The organism is Bacillus sp. FJAT-42376 (assembly GCF_003816055.1).
Classification (GTDB): domain Bacteria; phylum Bacillota; class Bacilli; order Bacillales; family Bacillaceae; genus Metabacillus_B.
The window spans coordinates 2500772-2520480 of record NZ_CP033906.1 but is presented as its reverse complement, the minus strand read 5'-3'; the positions used below and the strand labels follow the sequence as shown (position 1 = coordinate 2520480).

Below are 19709 nucleotides of genomic sequence, written 5' to 3'. Positions count from 1 at the left end.
GCTCCTTTCTGAATTTGGACATAAAAAAACCACCATGATTGAATGAGCCAAAAAATGGACAGCACTCAATACATGGTGGAATAATTGATTAGCAGATCTTGCTAAAGAACCAGTCCAAGCCATTTCGTTTTCTTAGACGATAGAAGCGCAGCAGCGCACTACTGCGGTTCCATCAATACGGCTATTATAGACTCATTTTTCGAAAGATACAATACTTACAAGGGGGATTGGCCAATCGCCGGTAAAGCCTTTTATTTTTGCAGACTATGATTTATGATAGAAAAATTACGAAAGCCAGCTAAAGAATTAAGGGAGATGGATTCATGGCAAATGTCATACATGAATTTAACGATATGATTAGAAAACTTCGCAAAGAGCTTTTCGGAAAGGGCCCTGAGCGGATTCATACCGTATTCGTAGAGAATATGGCGGTCTCGACTCTGTACGGGAATCTGACCCCGACCGAGCTGTTTTTGTCGAAATCGCCTGAAGGAAAAGAAATGATTCATTCTGCAAGAACGAAAATGATTCAGGATGTGTATTCAGTGAGCCCTCCAGAGGGTATGGAAGAGTTAATGGGTGCAAAGCTTGTGCATCTTTTTTCTGACATAAAAGTAGAAGAGAACATGGCTGTATCGGTTTTTGTTTTTGATAAGAATATCGTTTGAATGAGGAGTAGCCTAATGGAGCAGAAAGAAGTGAAAAGAAAGATTATCCGGGTCTCAAAAGGCCGGGCGGAATCAGTTGAAGACCGGGTTGTCACAGAATTTCCTGTAACCGTTAAAGTGAACGGGCAGGAATTTGTCACAATGGTCTGTACACCTGAGTACATCGAAGATATGGTAGTCGGCTTTTTAGCATCCGAAGGAGTTATCAAAAAGCATGAGGATATTAAAGAGATCTGGCTGCAGGAAAAAGAGGGGTTTGTCCATGTTAAAACCGACAATCTCAATCCTTTCGTACAAAATTTCCAAAGTAAGCGCTATATTACATCGTGCTGCGGGATGAGCAGACAGGGATTTGTTTTTGTCAATGATGCTCTGACAGCAAAAAAGATGAATGGCATCCGCGTAAAAGTAACTCCTGATGACTGCTTCAGACTGATGAAAGACATGCAGCATGCTGCTACGACCTTTAAAAATACCGGCGGCGTCCATAATGCAGCACTGTGCGACGTAAATGGGATCATTTTGAGCAGAATGGATATCGGACGCCATAATGCCTTAGATAAAATATATGGATACTGCTTAAGAAATGGAATTTCGATTGAAGATAAAATCATTGTATTCAGCGGGCGGATTTCCTCTGAGATTTTGCTGAAAGTAGCGAAAATAGGCTGTGAAATCGTGCTGTCCAAATCTGCACCAACCGAGCTTGCATTAAATCTTGCAGAAGAGCTCGGCATCACAGCTGCCGGTTTCATCCGCAACGATTCCATGAATATTTATACCTGTCCTGAACGGATTATCCTGGATGGACAATGAACTGAAAGGAGAGGAACTGCTATGAAACAAGCTGTGGATACACTTCAGCGTCCGCTCCGTGATTTGCGGATTTCTGTTACAGACCGCTGCAATTTTCGGTGCCGCTATTGTATGCCGGAAGAAATTTTCGGACCGGATTATTCATTCCTGCCGTCCGATAACATTTTATCGTTCGATGAAATAGAACGTCTGACCAGAACGTTTGCTGAGCTTGGCGTTGAGAAGGTAAGGATAACGGGAGGAGAACCGCTTTTAAGAAAAGATCTTCCTGTATTGATAAAAAAATTGAGAGCGATTGAAGGAATTAAGGATATTGCCATCACAACAAATGGGTCTTTGCTGAAAAAGCAGGCACACGCTCTTAAAGAAGCAGGACTGCACCGTGTCACCGTCAGCCTTGATTCCCTGGATGAAGAGAGATTTAGAAGCCTGAATGGGAATAAAAGCAGCGTATTAAGGGTATTGGATGGTATTCAGGCTGCTAAAGAAGCAGGCCTGCAAGTCAAAATAAATATGGTCGTTCAAAAAGGAAAGAATGATCAGGATATTCTTCCGATGGCAAAATACTTCAAGGAACAGCAGCATATTCTTCGCTTTATCGAATATATGGACGTCGGGAACACGAATGGCTGGAAAATGGAAGAAGTGATTTCGAAGCATGAGATAATCGATAGAATCGGAGAGGCCATGCCGCTCAGCCAGCTGGATCCAAACTATCCCGGTGAAGTGGCATCCAGATATGGCTATGCAGATGATGGACAGGAAATCGGTGTCATCTCGTCTGTTACGGATTCATTTTGCTCAGGCTGTTCGAGAGCCAGGGTATCGGCTGAAGGAAAGCTGTATACATGTCTGTTCGCTTCAGACGGATATGACTTAAAACAGCTGCTTCGCTCCAGTCAAAATGATCAAGAACTCCTGCAAGTGATTTCTTCCATCTGGTCAAAGAGGTCGGATCGATATTCGGATGAACGGAGAGAAGGAAAAACAGGCGGATCCAAAGTGGAGATGTCTCATATCGGCGGCTGAGTGCCTTTAGATTGTCTAGCTTTCTCATCTTTTTTCTGGTAGGATAGGATTGTTTGAGCAATGATGGGAAATAGGCAAGTTGTGTTTATTTTCTATTTTGTAAAAATGATGCAATGATTTTGCTGCAACGATCTGCAGCAGAATTTGGCAGCATTCGCCGGCCCTTTCCCTGGAAGAGGTCGCTTGAGTGCTGCCTTTTTATTTAGCTTTGTTAAGCATCGCTGTTGAATTGCGCTGCAGTCGTTCGCTTATCCTTGGGCGGGCAGTGAGCCTACTCGCCGCTTTGCGACTTCGGGGTCTCACCTGTTGCGCTGCACCCACAGGAGTCTCACGCCTTCTGCTTCAATAAACAGGTGTAAAAAAATCAACGACGTGCTTTAACATAGCCTTTATTTAGAAGATGGGAGAGAGGAAAATGGCCTATTTAAAGCCGCAGCAAATTGCAGAAAGAACGATTGAAGCAGGAGTAAGCAAAACGAAATTGCCGATGCCTGCGCTATGGATTCTTGGATTTCTTGGAGGGGCTTTTATTTCCCTTGGTTTTCTGCTTGATATCCGGGTAATCGGCAATCTTCCTCCGGAGTGGGGCAGTTTTGCCTCCTTGTTAGGCGGCGCTGTCTTCCCTGTAGGACTTATGCTGATTGTCCTGGCAGGAGGAGAACTGATCACCGGGAACATTATGTCCGTCGCGATGGCGCTTTACGCGAAAAAGATTTCTTTAAAAGACCTTGGAGTAAACTGGATCTTTGTGATTGTGGCAAACTTCATTGGGGCCTTATTTGTCGCTTACTTTTTCGGACATGTCGTTGGTCTGACAGAAACAGGCCCTTTCCTGGATAAGACTGTTGCGATCGCCGGCGCTAAAATTGAAGAGTCATTCGGACAAACCCTCGTATCGGCCATTGGATGCAACTGGCTTGTCTGTCTAGCAATCTGGCTTGCTACTGGGGCGGAAGACGTCGGGGGCAAAATCCTGGGCATCTGGTTTCCGATTATGGCTTTTGTCGCCATTGGTTTTCAGCACGTTGTCGCCAATATGTTTGTCATTCCAGCGGCAATCTTTGCCGGGCATTTTACCTGGATGGACTACCTTGGGAATTTCGTTCCAACCTTAATCGGGAATATCATTGGCGGTGCCATCTTTGTAGGAATGGCGTATTTTACAACGTACTACAAGCAAAAAATGGAGCCATCAATGAAATCTAAAAAAGTTTCATAAGGGAGAAAAGGGACTGGCTTTCTTACAGCCAGTCCTCCTTTACACCTTCAAAGCGATACATAATGTTTTTAGAGTGGAGGAACGCATAATGGACGACCGCTATTCAAGACAGCAATTGTTTGCTCCTATAGGAAAAGCAGGACAAAGCTTAATCAGAAGCAAACACGTGTTGATCACAGGGACCGGCGCACTGGGGAGCGCGGCCGCTGAAATGCTTGCCAGAGCGGGCGTCGGCAAGCTAACACTGATTGACCGCGATTATGTAGAATGGAGCAACCTGCAAAGACAGCAGCTTTATGAAGAAAAAGATGCGGAAGAAAAAATGCCGAAAGCGCTGGCAGCCAAAAAAAGGCTGTCATTGATCAATTCAGATGTCGAAGTAACGGCTATTGTAGCAGATGCAGGTCCGGAAAACCTTGAACCACTATTGCATGATATAGATCTCATCATTGATGCCGCCGATAATTTTGATATCCGGTTTATTTTGAACGATTTAGCCCATAAATACAGCATCCCGTGGATATATGGCTCGTGCGTCGGCAGCTATGGTGTAACGTGCAATATCCTGCCGGGAAAAACACCTTGTCTGAACTGTTTGCTTGACCGGATTCCTGTATCGGCTGCAACATGTGATACAGCAGGAATCATCAGTCCCGCTGTTCAAATGACGGCCGCTTATCAAATTGGTGAAGCACTGAAAATACTGGCAGAAGACAGTGAACATATCAGAGAGACGTTTATCAGCTTTGATTTGTGGAACAATCAGCATTTTTCCTTTAAATTTGATAAAGTAAAGAAAGACAACTGTCCGACATGCGGTACCCACCCTGTATTTCCGCATCTGCAATATGAATATCAGACAAAGTCAGAAGTGCTGTGCGGTAGGGATACGGTTCAAATCCGCCCGCCTAAAGGAATTGCCCGTGATTTCGATCAGCTTGAGCAGAGGCTTCTTGTTCATGGGCCAATCGTCCGGAATCCTTTTCTGCTTTCCTGCACCCTGCCGAATCACCGGCTGGTGATTTTTCAGGATGGCCGTGTTTTTGTTCATGGAACAAGTGATATTCAAACCGCAAAAAAACTGTACTATCAATTCCTTGGCTAGGAGGGAAAACCATGCTCGAGAAAAGAACACCGATTCCGGTAAGTGAAGCAGTCAAAAAAGTGGCATCCCTTGCAAAATCCGAACAAATTGAGATGGTTCCGATCGAACAGGCATATGGCCGTTTTTTAGGGGAGGATTTAACGGCGGACCATGATGTACCCGCTTTTGACCGGTCTCCTTATGACGGATTTGCCGTCCGGTCGGAAGATACAGAATCCGGCCATCCCGTTATGCTGGAAGTCGCGGGAGAAATTGGTGCAGGATCCCTTTACTTGAAGCCGGCAGAGCCGGGCCAGGCTGTCCGGATTATGACAGGCGCTGCCATTCCTGAAGGATTCGATGCGGTCGTGATGCTTGAATTGGCTAAGGAACATACCATCAGCGGGAAAAAAATGATTGAACTTAATCGTTCCTATAAAAAAGGAGAAAATGTTTCGTTCCGGGGTGAAGATACCGAAAAAGGAACGGTTCTTGTTAAAAAAGGAACTCCGATTCACGCCGGTATTTCTGCACTGCTTGCAACGTTTGGCTATCATGAGGTCCCCGTTTCAAAAAAACCCGTCGTCGGAGTGCTCGCAACAGGAAGCGAACTCTTAAATGTGGATGAACCGCTGGAACCAGGAAAAATCCGTAACAGCAATGCGTATATGATTTTTTCACAGCTGGAAAGAGCAGGGGCCGATGTCCGTTATTTCGGCAAGCTGGACGATGAGTTTGAAACGTGTTTTGAAACCATCAAAAACGCTATAGAACAAGTGGATATGCTGATTACGACAGGCGGTGTATCAGTCGGTGATTATGATTATCTGCCTGCCATCTATGAGAAACTCGGCGCAGCTGTTCTTTTCAATAAAGTGGCGATGCGGCCCGGAAGTGTCACAACGGCTGCAGAATGGAACGGGAAGCTGTTGTTTGGCCTGTCAGGAAATCCCTCCGCCTGCTATGTAGGCTTTGAGCTGTTTGTAAGGCCGGTCATTCGAATCGGATTGGGAAGCGGACATCCGCATTTGAAAAAAATCAAGGCGGTTTTGGGCGCTGATTTTAAAAAAGCCAATCCTTTTATGCGGTTTGTGAGGGGAAAGCTTGAATTTAATGAATCGGGAAGTGTCACTGTTACACCATCCGGATTTAACAAATCAAGCGCGGTTTCTTCTTTGGCCGAAGCGGATACCTTTATTGTATTGCCAGGCGGGACGAGAGGGTATGAAAAGGGAATGACTGTTGATGCTTTCCTTTTGAATGACGTGTCAGGGAGTGAATGGCCGTGGGAAAACATTTTGCCGTCCTACAGGTAGTCGGCTATCAGAATAGCGGAAAAACCGTATTGATGGAAAAGCTAATCGCACGGGCCGCAGCGTCAGGCCTTTCAGCGGGATCTCTTAAGCACCACGGACACGGCGGAACACCTGAGCTCCCATTCAAAGATAGTACAAAGCATTTTGAGGCGGGAGCGGTGCTTTCAGGAGCCGAGGGAGAAGGAGTCCTGCAGTTTGCTGCTAAAATGCATAATTTTTCGCCTGAAAAACTGCTGGACTTGTATTCGTTCTTCCAGCTTGATGTTCTGTTTATAGAGGGCTATAAAGAAAAGCCTTTCCCAAAAGCCGTATTAATCAGCAGGGAAGAAGATGTAAACCTGATCAGCAAGCTCGCCGGAGTTGTTTGTGTGATCACAAGTATTCCATTGACAGGATTAAATGGGATAAAGCTTTTTAAAAGAGAAGATGAAGATCAATATATTGATTTTTTAATGAAAGAAGTGAGAAAGCAAAGTGAATGAGACTTTATACAGGATCACTGAACAGCCGATTCAGCCGGCTGATTTAATTGAAAAAGTGACAAGGCGGGAAGCCGGAGCGATTACAACGTTTATCGGGACTGTCAGGGAGCTCACAAACGGGAAGAGGACTCTTCATTTGGAATACGAGGCATACGTCCCGATGGCGGTAAAAATGCTTGCTCAAATCGGGGAGGAAATTTCCAGGAAATGGCCCGATGCGATGACCGCTATCACACATAGAATCGGCCGGCTTGAAATCTCCGATATAGCGGTCGTGATTGCTGTTTCATCCCCTCACCGAAAGACTGCCTATGAAGCAAATGAATATGCGATCGAGAGAATCAAACAAATCGTGCCGATCTGGAAAAAAGAATTTTGGGAGGATGGAACGAAGTGGATAGGAGATCAGCTTGAAAAACAATCTTATCCGGATGGGAAGCCTCCAGAAAAGAGGGAAGGATCATGATCAAGGTTTTGCTTTTTGCAGCGAATAGAGAATGGATCGGCAAAGAACAGCTTGAAGTGGCAGCTGAAAATCTGACCGTTTTGCAACTGAAAGAAAAGCTGGAAACAGACTATCCGGGATCTTCTTTTCAGCACTCCATGGCTGCTGTGAACGAAAGCTTCGTACCGGATGATGAAATCGTCAAAGCTGGGGACACGGTTGCCTTTATCCCTCCGGTAAGCGGCGGCTGAATTAATAACCAAGGGTGATATACATATGAGAAAACAGATGGTCCTGACTGGACTTATCGCTATGCTTGTGATGAGCGGATGTGCGGCAAGTAAAGAACAAGAAAAACCGGCTGAAATCACAATCTCTGCAGCCGCTAGCTTGAAAAATGTGCTGACAGAGCTTGATAAAAACTTCAGTAATGGGAATCCGCATATTAACGTCTCCTTTAATTTTGGAGGGTCTGGAACGTTAAAACAGCAAATTTCACAAGGAGCACCTGCAGACCTGTTTTTTTCTGCAGCGGAGGAACCATTTGATCAGCTGAAAAAAGAAGGGCTCATTGATGAAAAACATGAAACGGATTTAATCGGAAATGAAATTGTCCTCATTACATCAAAAGACAAGAAATCAATCCGGTCATTTCAGGACATCCAGAATGTAGAGGGGGCAGTTGCCATAGGCAGTCCGGACTCGGTTCCTGCCGGCCGCTATGCGAAAGAAAGTCTTGAGCACCTGGGGAAATGGAAGAAGCTGAGCGGGAAGATGGTTTATGGAAAAGATGTGAGACAAGTTCTGAATTATGTAGAAACCGGTAACGCTGATGCGGGGATTGTTTATCGAACAGATGCAGCCGTATCCAAAAAGGTAAGGATTGCTTCAGCTGCGCCTGAAGGCTCGCATTCCCCAATTGTTTATCCTCTCGGAATCATGAAACAGACCTCCCATCCAAAGGAAGCTGCTGCTTTTTATACCTTTCTGAATAGCAGCAAAGCCGCAAAAACCTTTGAAAAGTATGGGTTTACGAAAGTAAGCGCCAAATAATGGCCGAGTCATTTTGGGCTCCAGTCAGCCTCTCAATTGAAATTGCCATCGTTTCTACCATTATTGTGTTCTTTACAGGTATAGGAGCAGCTGTATGGATGGCAAGAAAACCGTTTAAAGGGAAAGCGGCAGCTGAAACCGTTCTGCTTCTTCCGCTTGTCCTGCCGCCGTCCGTTGTGGGGTTTCTCTTAATTGTTTTTTTTGGAAACAAAAGCCCCGTTGGCCAGACTATAATTTGGCTTTTCGGCTCTCCCGTTATGTTTACATGGTGGGCAGGAGTCATCGCTTCATCTGTTGTCGCTTTTCCGCTCATGTACCAGTCGGCCAAAACCGGACTGGAATCGATTGACAGAGATATTGAAGATGCCGCAAAAGTAGATGGGGCGAATCAGAGAAAAGTGCTTATTCACATTTCGCTCCCTCTGGCGTCCGGCTCAATCGTAACCGGAGTCATTTTAAGTTTCGCCAGGGCTTTGGGAGAGTTTGGAGCGACCCTGATGTTTGCAGGAAATATTCCGGGCAGGACTCAAACGGTTCCAACCGCTATATACATGGCGATCGATTCCGGCAATATGCCTCTTGCCTGGATGTGGGTTTTATCCATCATCGGAATTTCCTTTCTTATGCTTTCAGCCGTTTCATTTTATAAAAGAAACTAACCGGAAAAGGTTTTTATTGCTATGCAAAAAAACGCCCGGCCATGATGCTGAGCGTTTTTTAATGAAACGATTGCTGCTTGTCGCCATCAATTTCAGGACGGTGGGTGATATGATGCGGAATTTCCCCTTCAGGTAAAGCACCATCCATCCCGAGATAATAATGATGAATCGGTTTCAGCTGTTCATCCAATTCGTAAATTAAGGGAATGCCTGTAGGAATGTTTAAATTCGATATGCCATCAGGGGGGATTTGATCCAAATACTGCATCAGCGCGCGAAGTGTATTCCCATGAGCGGAAATAATGACTCTTTTGCCGGCTTTCATATCAGGGACCATTTTTTCATGCCAAACTGAAAGCACTCGATTTTCTGTATCCTGCAGATTTTCAGTGAGCGGAAAGTCTCCAGGCTTTATGTCTTTGTATTTCGGATCGTTAGCTTCAAATCTTTGATCCGTTTCTAAAAGAGCAGGCGGCCGTTCATACATGGATCTTCTCCATTGGAGGACCTGGTCCGCTCCATACTTTTTCGCGGTGTCCTCTTTATTGAGTCCCTGCAGCGCCCCATAATGCCGTTCATTTAATTTCCAGGACTTATGAACCGGAATCCACATTTGATCCATTTCATGGAGGACAATCCAAAGAGTCCGGATCGCTCTTTTTAATACGGATGTATAAGCCACATCAAAAACAAATCCATTCTTCTTTAAAATGAGTCCGGCTTCCCTGGCTTCCTGCAGACCATTTTCGGATAAATCCACATCCGTCCACCCTGTAAATCTATTTTCCACGTTCCATCTGCTTTGTCCGTGACGGATCAGCACTAATTTAATCATGGTTACCACCTTTCCAGCTGCCTAACCATTATCATGAACCAATGCAAGCGCCTCTATGCCTGGCTAAAGCGAATGGATCAGATAGATAGTGGAATAACCGCTCATGTTATGAGATAATACTAAAGTTCAAAAGAAACTATTCAGCAGAAGCAGGAAGTGAGTTACGATGATAAAAATCAGTATGCCATCACCAGACTTGGTGTTAAGAAAAAATGATCAAAAAGGCGAGCCGGGAGAAATTGACATCATCAGCAAATACGGTTTCACCGACTATTTGAAAATCCCGCGGGACAAAGGCGGAGTTTTCATGTTTTACAACCTAAATGATGAACTGCTGTTTGTCGGCAAAGCGCGGAAGCTCAGACTTCGCATTAAAAAACATTTTGAAGACAATGTGTCAGCTGTAAAGAATCACCGGGATGAAATTGCTGAAATTGCCATTTGCTATGTTGAAGACCCAGTCGAGCGTGAAATTTACGAAACGTATGCCATTAATAAGGAAAAAGCAAAATACAACGTGGACAAGGTTTTCTTTAATTAAGATCAGGAACGATTAGAGGAGGTAGTCTCATGGATAAAGTGGAAGTAGGAGATGTTTTTCTGATTGAAGATGATCAGGGCGATGAGCAGGAGCTTGAAGTTTTGGCGACAGCCGAAATGGACGGAAAGCAATACGCGGCTGTCAGCTTTACAGAAGATATCGCAAACGAAACGGAAGAGGACATTGAACTGTTTTTCCTTCGCGTAGAAGAAGATGGAGAACTGTCTGAAATCGAAAATGATGAGGAATTCGAAGCTGTGACATCAGCTTTTGAAACCCAAATCGGTTAATCATGTGAAAAAAGAGGGGCGCGCCTCTCTTTTTTTATGTAAAGGATGAGAGGCATGGAAACAACAGATTCCTATCTTTATACGTATACATATAGCAGGGAAGAAGAATCTTTATGCAAGCTTGAATTGAGATCCCTGTTTGGAGGAGATGTACCTGAACATCTCTTCAAAAGTGACCGGCAGATTCCGGTTGGCAGGAGCCCTTTTATAAGAGAGCGGATTGATATTCTTTATGAGGGGGAGTCCCTCGCTGAAATCAGCGGCGCACTTAAGGAAATTCAGCTGGGAGATCAAACCTTTAAGATCATTTGCGTGAAACAAAGCCAGACTGAAGAAGGAACCATTGCATATAACGAAAGAAGAATGATTGAAAGAGAGCTTGGCCAAAGCATCGATGCGGAAGCGGATGTTCATCATCCTGACCGCCTGTTCGGTGTCGCAGCTGCAGGCGGCCGCTGGTACTTCGGGACATATGAACGCAGCGAGGCAGTATGGCTGCGCCACATTCAAAAACCGCGTCAATATTCAACTGCATTAAGCACTAAGGTAGCAAGAGCTCTTGTGAACATTGCGGTACCGGCCCCGGCAGGTATGTCTGTCATCGACCCATGCTGCGGAATCGGAAATGTATTGGTTGAAGCGCTATCTATGGGAATCCCGATTACAGGAAGAGATATGAACCCCCTAGCGGTAACGGGAGCCCGTGAAAACATCGCTCATTTTGGATTTGATGCCCCTGTATTTATCGGTCCAATTGAAGAAGCAACGGGCCGCTATGATGTCGCGATTATCGACTTGCCTTATAATTTATATACACACATCACTGTAAAGGAACAGATTTCCATTATTGAACATGCAAAGCGCATTGCAGATAAGTGTGTGTTTGTGACCATTGATCCAATTGATGAATATGTAAGGAACGCCGGATTGGAAATCATCGACCGCGGCGAGGCTATAAAAGGAAAGTTTTCAAGAGAGATATTGGTATGCAAATAGGAATTGCCTTAAAAAGATACATTAAGAAACCCGGAAGCTCTGGCACAGCCAGTCCCGGGTTTTTTTCTGTCTATTAATGACAAAAGGGAGATTTACCTAAATTGCTTCCATCGTGCAGCAGGGGATTACAAATCGCTTCAGTTGAAAGGTGTCCAGCGGAAAGCAGCAAAAAAAATCAATCCTAAATACTATCCTATTTTCGAGGCGGAATACATTACTTTAGTCTTGAATCTCGTTTCTCTATCAAAATCCAACATATTTTTCAGCCCGGATTTAGTAGAATGAGAGGCGCTTCAAAATATGAATGGGGGGAGATGTAGGATTGAGAAAAGTATTTAGCGTAATAGGCTGTTCCGTATTATCTGTTTCGATGCTGATGGGGGCAAGCCCGCCGAATGGCGGAAACATTCCGGCAATCTCTGTGAAGGATGGGATGACGCAGCCTGTTTTCTCGCTCGATGAAGCAATAACAGAAACGGTTTTTGTAGAAGTCCCTTTAGACAGCGACCATGACGGGAAAAAAGACCGTGTGCATGCAGATATTATCCGGCCGAAAGAAACAGAGCGTGGGTTAAAGGTACCGGTTATCTATGAAATGAGTCCATACCGGGCAGGAATAAAAAATGTGCCGGTCTATGATGTAAACCATGAATTAAGTGTTGTGAAAAAAAGCGGGCAGAAGGCGAAGCTTCAAACGCCGGCACCTGCCGATTTTCCAGGCTACTATGACAACTACTTCGTCCCGAGAGGCTATGCAGTAATCCTTGCTGAAAGCATTGGAACAGGCAGGTCGACCGGATGTCCCACTACGGGTGATGAACGGGAAATTCTCGGTACGAAAGCAGTGATCGACTGGCTGAACGGAACAGCTGCAGCCTATGATGGGAACGGAAAAAAGATAAAGGCAGACTGGACGACAGGGAATGTCGGCATGACCGGCGTTTCATACAATGGAACGCTTCCGAATGCCGTAGCAGCCACAGGAGTGAAAGGCTTAAAAACCATCGTTCCCATCGCAGCGATTTCCAGCTGGTATGACTATTACCGTGCAAATGGAGCGGTTACCGCACCAGGCGGTTATCCGGGAGAAGATGCGGATAACATGGCAGAAGCGATTTTAACAAGAGAAAACCCTGAAATCTGCCGTCCGGTAATGAATGAGCTGACAGAAGGCCAGGACCGCGCATCAGGGGATTACAATAAGTTTTGGAAGTCAAGGGATTATGCCAGCAAAGCCCATAATTTCAGGGCAAGTGTTCTGATGGTCCATGGGTTAAATGACTGGAACGTAAAAACGAAGCAATTCGCCCAGCTCTGGGAAAACCTTGGTACATACCATGTTCCAAGAAAGCTGTGGCTTCATCAGGGAGGCCACGCAAGTCCTTATTCATTTAGAAGAGATGAGTGGCTTTTGACCTTGAACAAATGGTTCGATTATTATCTCTATGATGTGAAAAATGATGTCATGAAGGGTCCCATCGTCGATATTCAGCGTGAAGACAAAAGCTGGCATAAAGAAGGTGCATGGCCTGCTAAAAAAACTTCGGATGTGAAACTGTATCTGTCCGGAAGCGGGGATACGGGTGCCGGTGCGCTTGGTTTGCAGCCGGGAGCTAAGCAGAATCATATTCAATCCTTTACAGATGACACTGCGATTCATGCAGAAGAATTAGTCAAAAATCCTGCTGATTCTAACAAAAACAGGCTTGCCTTTGTCACAAATGAGCTGATGAAGCCGCTTCGGATCAGCGGAACGCCTGAGGTGAGCATTCAGGCATCCATTGATAAACCGGCTGCGAACTTGACCGCCTTGCTTGTTGACTATAGTCAGGACCATCAAACAAGCATTGTAACAAGAGGCTGGATGGATCCTCAAAACGCCCATTCTCCTTTTAGATCCAAGGCGCTCACTCCTGGAAAACGCTATTCATTTACTTGGGACATGCAGCCGGATGATTACGTTTTCGAAAAAGGCCATAAGGTGGGAATTGTGCTTGTTTCAAGTGATTATGACTATACCATCAGACCAAAAGCGGGAACAAAAATTGAAGTTGATTTATCCAAGAGCCATATCATTCTTCCTGTAAAGAATGGAACGGAAGGATTTTAAGTTTTTGGATGAGAGCAATAATCCGCATTCTTATTGGAAAAGCGCAGCTGCAAAGGAAAGGCTGAATGAGCAGCAGATCCATACATTTTGAATGCTGAAGGCTGAACCCTGATTATGAAAAAATGTTCAAATTAAAACCCAGGAACGCGGTCTGTATGGCCGATCCTGGGTTTTTATTTATTAGCTCTGTTAAACTTGGCTGTTGTTTTACGCTGCAGTCGTTCGCTTATCCTTGGGCGGGCGGTGAGCCTCCTCCTGGCTCCGCCACTGCGGGGTCTCACCTGTCCCGCTGCTCTCAGCACGGAGTCTCACGCCTTCCGCTCCAATCAACAGGGGTTAAAAATCAATATCAGGCTTTAACATAGCCTATATATTATATAACAGCTATGCAGAATGACTCCCTAAACGTCATGTTCTTTCTACAATTCTCCCTTTTTCATCAGCTCCTTGACTTCCTTCGCCCTTTCCAGAATTTCTTTTCTGCTGTCTTTGCTTAATTTCCCGAGGTTCTTGTAATTGAATTTCATCCGGCTGTTAGAGGAAAGCTTTTTTTCGTGACGGTCCAGATAATCATAATACAAGGAGTTGAAGGGACAGGCTTTATCTCCGGTTTTATTTTTCACTTGATAAAAACAGCTGCTGCAATAATTGCTCATTTTATTTATGTAGTTCCCGGAGGATACATAAGGTTTAGTTGAAATCAAACCGTCATCCGCGTAAAGGGCCATTCCCAAAACGTTCGGCAGGACTACCCAGTCATAGGCATCGATATATGCTTCATTAAACCAGTCGGAAACGTCAGAAGGCTTAATTCCGGCCAGTGCTGCAAAATTGCCGAGTACCATAAGACGCTGAATGTGATGGCTGTAGCCATGCTCAATGACACTTTTGACAGCTTGATGGACGCAATTCATCTTCGTTTCGGCAGTCCAAAAAAAGTCCGGAATTGGAAGCTGATGTCTTAGCGCATTCACTTTCGCATATCCCGGCATTTTCCTCAAATACACACCCCTCATGTATTCTCTCCATCCGAGAATCTGGCGGATCAATCCTTCAACGGACGCAAGCGGTGCATCTCCATCCCTGTAAGCTTTTTCTGCTTTTTCCAGTATATCCAACGGATCGAGCAGGCCGATATTCAACGCACTGGAAATAAGAGAATGGGACATGAATGGCTCCTCCTCCATCATGGCATCTTGGTAATCTCCAAATGTTTGTAATCGGTGCTTTAAAAAATGCCGGAATGCTTCCTCTGCCTTCTTTCTTGTGACAGGCCAGTGAAAAGATTCGAGTGATCCGATATTGTCGCCATATACCTCCGATACCTCTTTTATTACGTCCTTCGTAATGGCATCAGGGCGGACTGCTTTAGTTTTTTTAAATTCAAGTCCTTCTTTGGGCGGCTTCCGGTTTTCCTGATCAAAGCTCCATTTGCCTCCTTCAGGCTTATCCCCATCCATTAAAATGCCGAATTCTTTCCTGAGCTTCCGGTATACAGGATCCAGTTTCCACTCTTCCTTATCGGGCAAAAGATTCTTCCAGTCCGCCTCGCTTGTTAAAAAGAGCGCATTTTCTTCCAGGAATTCAACCTGTATTTTTTGGTCCTTTTTCCATTTTTTCAGTGCTGTTCTCATTTTGTCATCAGCCGGAAGATGAAGAACGGCTTCATCCGGTTTAAATTGGTCAGCATGCTCCTTCCATCCATCTTCAAAAGAATCACATTTTCTGTAATCGACTTTATATCCATGTTCCTTCAATTCCTCGGCAAAGTGCCTCATGGCAGAAAACAGAAGGACCAGCTTCTGCTTATGGTAATCTTGCCACCGGGAACGGGATTTTGCTTCAATCATCAGAATAATATCTTTTGAAGGATCCATTTCCTGAATTCCCTTTAACTTCATGGTCAGCTGATGGCCAAATACCCACACGGTTTTCATCCTGCCGCACCCTCCTTTTTGTTCTCTATTTCCCATTCCTGCCGCACCCGTTTTTTAAACAAATGCGGCACATTTAACCGGCTTTATTTCAGGCGGCTTCACTTGCAGCCATCAATTCTGAATTCGTGCTTGAGAAGGAGAACGTGGAATGACGGAAAAAAAGCAGGCTTCTATACACGGAAATATGAGCAATGAGGGTGTTTAAATGATCTTTCAGCAAGTATCCTTCCATAGGCTCAAATAGAAGAAAGCCAATTAGACAATGTACCCGATACATATCTCAGAATTTGAAATGAAATTTCAGTAATTTTAAAAAACAATTGAAATAAATATTTACATAGACGTATAATTATAGTTAGGTGTGAATATTCAGAATATTAAGGGTTTTGATCAGGAGGCTACAAAACTGATGGAGAAGCATTTACGGACATTAATTACTGAAACACGCAATAATCAATCCATGAACTTGGATACAGCCAGTCCAATGGAAGTGCTCAAAATGATGAACGATGAGGATAAGAAAGTTGCATACGCGGTTGAAACCGTATTGCCTGAGATCAATAAGGCAGTCGAATGTGCTGTGGATTCTTTCTTAAAAGGCGGTCGGCTCATTTACACAGGGGCGGGCACAAGCGGACGTCTTGGCGTCCTGGATGCAGTGGAATGTCCTCCAACCTTCCGCACTTCACCTGAGCAGGTAAGAGCGGTTATAGCCGGTGGAGAAGGGGCTTTTCAAAGAGCAGTAGAAGGAGCGGAGGATTCACCGGAAGAAGGAAAAAAGGATCTAATGTCTCTCAATCTTTCAGCAGCAGACACGGTTATAGGAATTGCAGCGAGCGGAAGAACGCCGTATGTGGCAGGCGCATTGGAATACGCGAGAAAAACAGGGGCTCATACGGTTGCGCTATCGTGTAATGAAGGCGCTTTCATAAGCGGTTATGCGGATTACAAAATTGAAGCTGTGGTAGGACCTGAAGTTTTGACTGGTTCAACAAGGCTAAAAGCAGCGACCGCTCAAAAAATGATATTAAACATGATTTCTACCGCATCAATGATCAGGATCGGGAAAGTGTACGAGAACTTGATGATCGATGTTCATGTCAGCAATAACAAGCTTAAGGAAAGGGCGATTTCCATCATTGAAACCGTAACAGGGGTCTCCTATGAGAAAGCTGAAAAAATGCTTGAAAAAGCAGACAATCAGGTGAAAAAAGCCATTGTCATGATTAAGACAAATTCAGATGCTGATTCTGCACAGAGGCTGCTTGAAAGGAGCAGCGGAAACACAAGATTGGCCATTTCTTCTTTTGAGGAGAAGGATGTTCAATTGTGACAATAGCAGATTAACGCTAACTTCCTTAATTGCAATGGAACAGAAATTGCTCCTGATCAAAATTATCCGTCCTGCTTTTCCAGATTTACATTTCAGCGACTGCTTATTCAGGCGAAACACCTGATAGGATCTTGCAGCCGATAAGGAGGTGAGAACTGACAAATTCCGGCCAATCTAAATTGTCTGCTCTGTGCATGCCTTTATCCATTCAGCTTCTTATGGACGCAGCGGCTTTTCGCGGCTGTCTCAGCTGGATAGGATGGATGTCCTGTTCCAGCCAATCCATTTAGCAAAATCGTTCAGTATATGGACCGCACAAACGATAAAGAAAAGAAAAACAGCAGTAACTTCATTGGGGGAGGGTTTTTGATGGGAAAAGGGGATCAATCTAAAATTCTTGCAGAAAAGATTTTAGAAAAACTCGGCGGCATAGAGAACGTTGCTTCGTATGCTCACTGCATGACAAGGCTCAGAGTGAATGTGCATGATGAATCCAAAGTGGATCCAGAAGGAATTAAAGGAATCGACGGGGTGTTCGGACTCGTTATTGAAGACACGCTGCAGATCATTATCGGACCGGGAACCGTTAATCAAGTAGCAGAGGAATTCGGAAAACTGACCGGCGAACCGGAAGAACTTGATTTAAAGAAAACGGCTGCTGTCAATAAACAGGCGATGAACAAAAAGAATGCCACTCCGTTCAAGCAATTTTTACGAAGAATATCGAATATCTTTATTCCGCTAATCCCTGCGCTTGTCGCATCAGGACTTATTACCGGCATTTCAAAAGCCATTATTCAAGCCGGATGGCTCTCTGATAAATCTCAAACCGCACTTATTTTAACAGCAATCGGGGGAGGCTTGTTTGCCTATCTTGGAATTCTCGTCGGACACAATGCGGCAAAGGAATTTGGCGGATCCCCGGCTCTCGGTGCTCTCGCTGGAATTCTGATCATTAATCCGGCTATAGCCGGCATCTCCCTGTTTGGTGAGAACCTTCTTCCGGGCAGGGGCGGTCTTGTAGGTGTTTTGTTTGCCGCAATATTTATGGCGATTATTGAGCAAAGAGTCCGCAAATTTATTCCGAAGTCTCTTGATATCATTATCACTCCGACGATTGCTTTGCTCGTTACAGGACTGGTCACCTATATCGTATTTATGCCTGTTGGGGGCTGGATTTCTGAAGGAATTACGAAAGGGTTGCTGACCATTTTAGATGTAGGCGGTCCGGGAGCAGGGTTCGTACTGGGGGCAACGTTCCTGCCGCTTGTCGTAACAGGTCTCCATCAAGGTTTGACTCCTGTTCACCTTGAACTGCTTAGCTCCATCGGCAACGATCCTCTTTTGCCGATCCTTGCGATGGGCGGTGCCGGTCAAGTCGGGGCGGCATTTGCGATCTTTGCCAGAACAAAAAAGAAACGGTTGAAACGCGCAATCGGAGGCGGGCTTCCGGCAGGCATGCTGGGTATTGGCGAACCGCTAATTTTCGGGGTCACTTTGCCTCTTGGACGTCCATTCCTGACTGCATGTCTGGGAGCAGGGGTTGGCGGAGCTTTTCAGGCCTATTTCCATATCGCGACCAAGAGCATCGGGGTTTCAGGAATTCCACTCGCATTCCTGATTCCGCTAAATGAAATTGTCCTTTATTTGCTTGGACTTCTCATTTCATACGCAGCCGGTTTCTTTATCACATACTTCTTCGGGTTTAAAGATGAAATGGCCAGTGAGTTTTCATGATTGGCATTTCCTTTTATCTTCACGATGAGCAGGCAGAGGAAAGGATTTGGGAGGCTGGAAGGCTTGGGGTAAAGCACGCCTTTACCTCCCTTCATATCCCGGAGGACAAAGGGGATATGGCCCAAAAAGCCAAAGTCCTTCTTGCAGCAGCTAAGGAAGCAGGGATTCAGGTTTTTGCAGATGTATCTGCAGGAACCCCTGCCAAGCTTGGCTTGTCCTCATTTTCCAGCTTAAAGTCACTCGGCGTCACTGGACTGCGCTTGGATGATGGATTTAAAGCTATGGAAGCTGCAGAAATAAGCAAAGAATTTTCGATTGCGGTCAATGCAAGCATTCTTTTTGAACGGGAACTTCAAGATCTGTTTTCTCATGGTGCGGCACCGGATTCAATCGTTGCCTGGCACAATTTTTATCCGAGGAGAGAAACGGGGCTTGATGACGCCTTTTTCAGAAAGCAAAATCAGCTTTTCAAGCAGTATGGAATGTCCACGGCCGCTTTTATACCAGGCAGAATGGCAAAACGGGGACCGCTGTTTGAAGGTCTGCCGACACTTGAGAAACACCGCTCGGCGGATCCGGTTCATGCGGCTATTGAGCTTCAGCAACTGGATACTGATCACGTTTTTATCGGAGATGCCGATTTCAGCGATGGGCTGCTTGAGGACCTTTTGCTTTATTCCTGTGAAAATACCATCAAAATTAAGATTTCATCGGACATACCATTAAAAAAGAATTATAAGGTAAGACCGGATCTTTCAAGGGATGTGATCCGGTTATTGAATACGAGAACGGAAGATTCAGTTCCTCCGTTTCGGTGCGTGGCCAGAAAAGCAGGCAGTCTGACAATGGATAATGACTTGTACGGCAGGTACAGGGGGGAAATTCAAATCGTCAAGCATCATCTTCCGGCGGATGAACGCGTCAACGTCATTGGGTGGACAGCCGAGTCGGATCTGCCGCTTCTCGAACTCATTCAGCCCGGCCAGAAACTTCTGTTTATACAAGATGAAGAAAATAAAAGACTAGGGGGATGGGATCGTTGAAACGAAAAACAATAGGTTCCTTGCTGACGATTACGATGATCGCACCGGCTGCAGCACCGGTTCATGCCATAAGCACACCCGAACACACGATTCAAATGCCGGAGCATCATAAGGCC

The 19709-nt window shown here is 45.1% G+C and carries 20 protein-coding genes; 18 read left to right on the top strand and 2 right to left on the bottom strand.

What is annotated here, in order from left to right:
* Positions 1–323: 323 nt before the first annotated feature.
* From CEF21_RS12610 to modB, 11 genes are all read left to right on the top strand, one after another.
* Positions 324–668, top strand: a complete 345-nt coding sequence (locus CEF21_RS12610) for a Na-translocating system protein MpsC family protein (RefSeq protein WP_123916854.1) — start codon at positions 324–326, stop codon at positions 666–668.
* A gap of 15 nt (positions 669–683) precedes the next feature.
* The gene (gene fdhD / locus CEF21_RS12605) at positions 684–1484 is read left to right on the top strand and encodes a formate dehydrogenase accessory sulfurtransferase FdhD (protein ID WP_123916852.1); all 801 of its coding nucleotides are present in this window, start codon (positions 684–686) and stop codon (positions 1482–1484) included.
* A gap of 21 nt (positions 1485–1505) precedes the next feature.
* The gene (gene moaA, locus CEF21_RS12600; RefSeq protein ID WP_123916850.1) at positions 1506–2513 is read left to right on the top strand and encodes a GTP 3',8-cyclase MoaA; all 1008 of its coding nucleotides are present in this window, start codon (positions 1506–1508) and stop codon (positions 2511–2513) included.
* A gap of 415 nt (positions 2514–2928) precedes the next feature.
* Positions 2929–3732, top strand: a complete 804-nt coding sequence (locus CEF21_RS12595) for a formate/nitrite transporter family protein (RefSeq protein WP_123916848.1) — start codon at positions 2929–2931, stop codon at positions 3730–3732.
* Positions 3733–3820: 88 nt separating this feature from the next.
* Positions 3821–4837: a MoeB/ThiF family adenylyltransferase gene (locus tag CEF21_RS12590; protein ID WP_123916846.1), complete on the top strand. Its 1017-nt coding sequence runs from the start codon at positions 3821–3823 to the stop codon at positions 4835–4837.
* Between the two features lie 11 nt (positions 4838–4848).
* Entirely contained in the window at positions 4849–6132 is a 1284-nt protein-coding gene (locus CEF21_RS12585) for a molybdopterin molybdotransferase MoeA (RefSeq protein WP_123916844.1), read from the top strand.
* Entirely contained in the window at positions 6096–6614 is a 519-nt protein-coding gene (gene mobB, locus CEF21_RS12580) for a molybdopterin-guanine dinucleotide biosynthesis protein B (RefSeq protein ID WP_123916842.1), read from the top strand. Before CEF21_RS12585 ends, mobB begins: the two co-directional genes overlap by 37 nt.
* Complete coding sequence (locus CEF21_RS12575) at positions 6607–7080, top strand: molybdenum cofactor biosynthesis protein MoaE (RefSeq protein WP_123916841.1); 474 nt, start codon at positions 6607–6609, stop codon at positions 7078–7080. Before mobB ends, CEF21_RS12575 begins: the two co-directional genes overlap by 8 nt.
* The gene (gene moaD / locus CEF21_RS12570) at positions 7077–7310 is read left to right on the top strand and encodes a molybdopterin converting factor subunit 1 (RefSeq protein WP_123916840.1); all 234 of its coding nucleotides are present in this window, start codon (positions 7077–7079) and stop codon (positions 7308–7310) included. Before CEF21_RS12575 ends, moaD begins: the two co-directional genes overlap by 4 nt.
* Before the next feature lie 25 nt (positions 7311–7335).
* On the top strand, positions 7336–8112 hold the full coding sequence (gene modA / locus CEF21_RS12565) for a molybdate ABC transporter substrate-binding protein (RefSeq protein WP_123916839.1): 777 nt from the start codon (positions 7336–7338) through the stop codon (positions 8110–8112).
* Entirely contained in the window at positions 8112–8771 is a 660-nt protein-coding gene (gene modB, locus CEF21_RS12560) for a molybdate ABC transporter permease subunit (protein ID WP_123916838.1), read from the top strand. The genes modA and modB overlap by 1 nt, the downstream gene beginning before the upstream one ends.
* A gap of 58 nt (positions 8772–8829) precedes the next feature.
* On the opposite strand, the gene gpmA is transcribed toward modB, so the two are convergent.
* Positions 8830–9606 carry a 2,3-diphosphoglycerate-dependent phosphoglycerate mutase gene (gpmA, locus tag CEF21_RS12555; RefSeq protein ID WP_123916837.1) on the bottom strand — a complete coding sequence of 259 codons (777 nt, stop codon included), beginning with the start codon at positions 9604–9606 and terminating at the stop codon, positions 8830–8832.
* A 166-nt stretch (positions 9607–9772) separates the two neighbouring features.
* Here gpmA and CEF21_RS12550 point away from each other — a divergent pair, with 166 nt between their 5' ends.
* The 4 genes from CEF21_RS12550 (at position 9773) to CEF21_RS12535 (ending at position 13543) form a co-directional block, all read left to right on the top strand.
* Positions 9773–10147, top strand: coding sequence for a nucleotide excision repair endonuclease (locus CEF21_RS12550; protein ID WP_123916836.1), 375 nt, complete (start codon positions 9773–9775; stop codon positions 10145–10147).
* A 29-nt stretch (positions 10148–10176) separates the two neighbouring features.
* Positions 10177–10437 carry a DUF1292 domain-containing protein gene (locus CEF21_RS12545; protein WP_123916835.1) on the top strand — a complete coding sequence of 87 codons (261 nt, stop codon included), beginning with the start codon at positions 10177–10179 and terminating at the stop codon, positions 10435–10437.
* Positions 10438–10482: 45 nt separating this feature from the next.
* A complete protein-coding gene (locus tag CEF21_RS12540) occupies positions 10483–11433 on the top strand; it encodes a TRM11 family SAM-dependent methyltransferase (protein ID WP_123916834.1) in 951 nt (316 codons plus the stop codon).
* 370 nt (positions 11434–11803) lie between these two features.
* On the top strand, positions 11804–13543 hold the full coding sequence (locus CEF21_RS12535; RefSeq protein ID WP_241156864.1) for a Xaa-Pro dipeptidyl-peptidase: 1740 nt from the start codon (positions 11804–11806) through the stop codon (positions 13541–13543).
* Positions 13544–13962: 419 nt separating this feature from the next.
* Here the strand turns inward: CEF21_RS12535 and CEF21_RS12530 are convergent, their stop codons facing one another.
* A complete protein-coding gene (locus tag CEF21_RS12530) occupies positions 13963–15480 on the bottom strand; it encodes a cryptochrome/photolyase family protein (RefSeq protein WP_123916832.1) in 1518 nt (505 codons plus the stop codon).
* Positions 15481–15889: 409 nt separating this feature from the next.
* Between CEF21_RS12530 and murQ the strand changes: the two genes are divergently transcribed.
* From murQ to CEF21_RS12515, 3 genes are all read left to right on the top strand, one after another.
* A complete protein-coding gene (gene murQ / locus CEF21_RS12525) occupies positions 15890–16813 on the top strand; it encodes an N-acetylmuramic acid 6-phosphate etherase (RefSeq protein ID WP_123916831.1) in 924 nt (307 codons plus the stop codon).
* Between the two features lie 369 nt (positions 16814–17182).
* Positions 17183–18550, top strand: coding sequence for a PTS transporter subunit EIIC (locus tag CEF21_RS12520; RefSeq protein WP_123916830.1), 1368 nt, complete (start codon positions 17183–17185; stop codon positions 18548–18550).
* Positions 18547–19593, top strand: a complete 1047-nt coding sequence (locus CEF21_RS12515; RefSeq protein WP_123916829.1) for a MupG family TIM beta-alpha barrel fold protein — start codon at positions 18547–18549, stop codon at positions 19591–19593. The genes CEF21_RS12520 and CEF21_RS12515 overlap by 4 nt, the downstream gene beginning before the upstream one ends.
* The last annotated feature ends 116 nt before the right edge of the window (positions 19594–19709 follow it).

Coding starts and splice junctions, on each gene's coding strand:
- CEF21_RS12610 (WP_123916854.1), top strand. CDS start 324: ATGGCAAATGTCATACATGAATTTAACGATATGATTAGAAAACTTCGC.
- fdhD (WP_123916852.1), top strand. CDS start 684: ATGGAGCAGAAAGAAGTGAAAAGAAAGATTATCCGGGTCTCAAAAGGC.
- moaA (WP_123916850.1), top strand. CDS start 1,506: ATGAAACAAGCTGTGGATACACTTCAGCGTCCGCTCCGTGATTTGCGG.
- CEF21_RS12595 (WP_123916848.1), top strand. CDS start 2,929: ATGGCCTATTTAAAGCCGCAGCAAATTGCAGAAAGAACGATTGAAGCA.
- CEF21_RS12590 (WP_123916846.1), top strand. CDS start 3,821: ATGGACGACCGCTATTCAAGACAGCAATTGTTTGCTCCTATAGGAAAA.
- CEF21_RS12585 (WP_123916844.1), top strand. CDS start 4,849: ATGCTCGAGAAAAGAACACCGATTCCGGTAAGTGAAGCAGTCAAAAAA.
- mobB (WP_123916842.1), top strand. CDS start 6,096: ATGGCCGTGGGAAAACATTTTGCCGTCCTACAGGTAGTCGGCTATCAG.
- moaD (WP_123916840.1), top strand. CDS start 7,077: ATGATCAAGGTTTTGCTTTTTGCAGCGAATAGAGAATGGATCGGCAAA.
- modA (WP_123916839.1), top strand. CDS start 7,336: ATGAGAAAACAGATGGTCCTGACTGGACTTATCGCTATGCTTGTGATG.
- modB (WP_123916838.1), top strand. CDS start 8,112: ATGGCCGAGTCATTTTGGGCTCCAGTCAGCCTCTCAATTGAAATTGCC.
- gpmA (WP_123916837.1), bottom strand. CDS start 9,606: ATGATTAAATTAGTGCTGATCCGTCACGGACAAAGCAGATGGAACGTG.
- CEF21_RS12550 (WP_123916836.1), top strand. CDS start 9,773: ATGATAAAAATCAGTATGCCATCACCAGACTTGGTGTTAAGAAAAAAT.
- CEF21_RS12545 (WP_123916835.1), top strand. CDS start 10,177: ATGGATAAAGTGGAAGTAGGAGATGTTTTTCTGATTGAAGATGATCAG.
- CEF21_RS12540 (WP_123916834.1), top strand. CDS start 10,483: ATGAGAGGCATGGAAACAACAGATTCCTATCTTTATACGTATACATAT.
- CEF21_RS12535 (WP_241156864.1), top strand. CDS start 11,804: ATGCTGATGGGGGCAAGCCCGCCGAATGGCGGAAACATTCCGGCAATC.
- CEF21_RS12530 (WP_123916832.1), bottom strand. CDS start 15,480: ATGAAAACCGTGTGGGTATTTGGCCATCAGCTGACCATGAAGTTAAAG.
- murQ (WP_123916831.1), top strand. CDS start 15,890: ATGGAGAAGCATTTACGGACATTAATTACTGAAACACGCAATAATCAA.
- CEF21_RS12520 (WP_123916830.1), top strand. CDS start 17,183: ATGGGAAAAGGGGATCAATCTAAAATTCTTGCAGAAAAGATTTTAGAA.
- CEF21_RS12515 (WP_123916829.1), top strand. CDS start 18,547: ATGATTGGCATTTCCTTTTATCTTCACGATGAGCAGGCAGAGGAAAGG.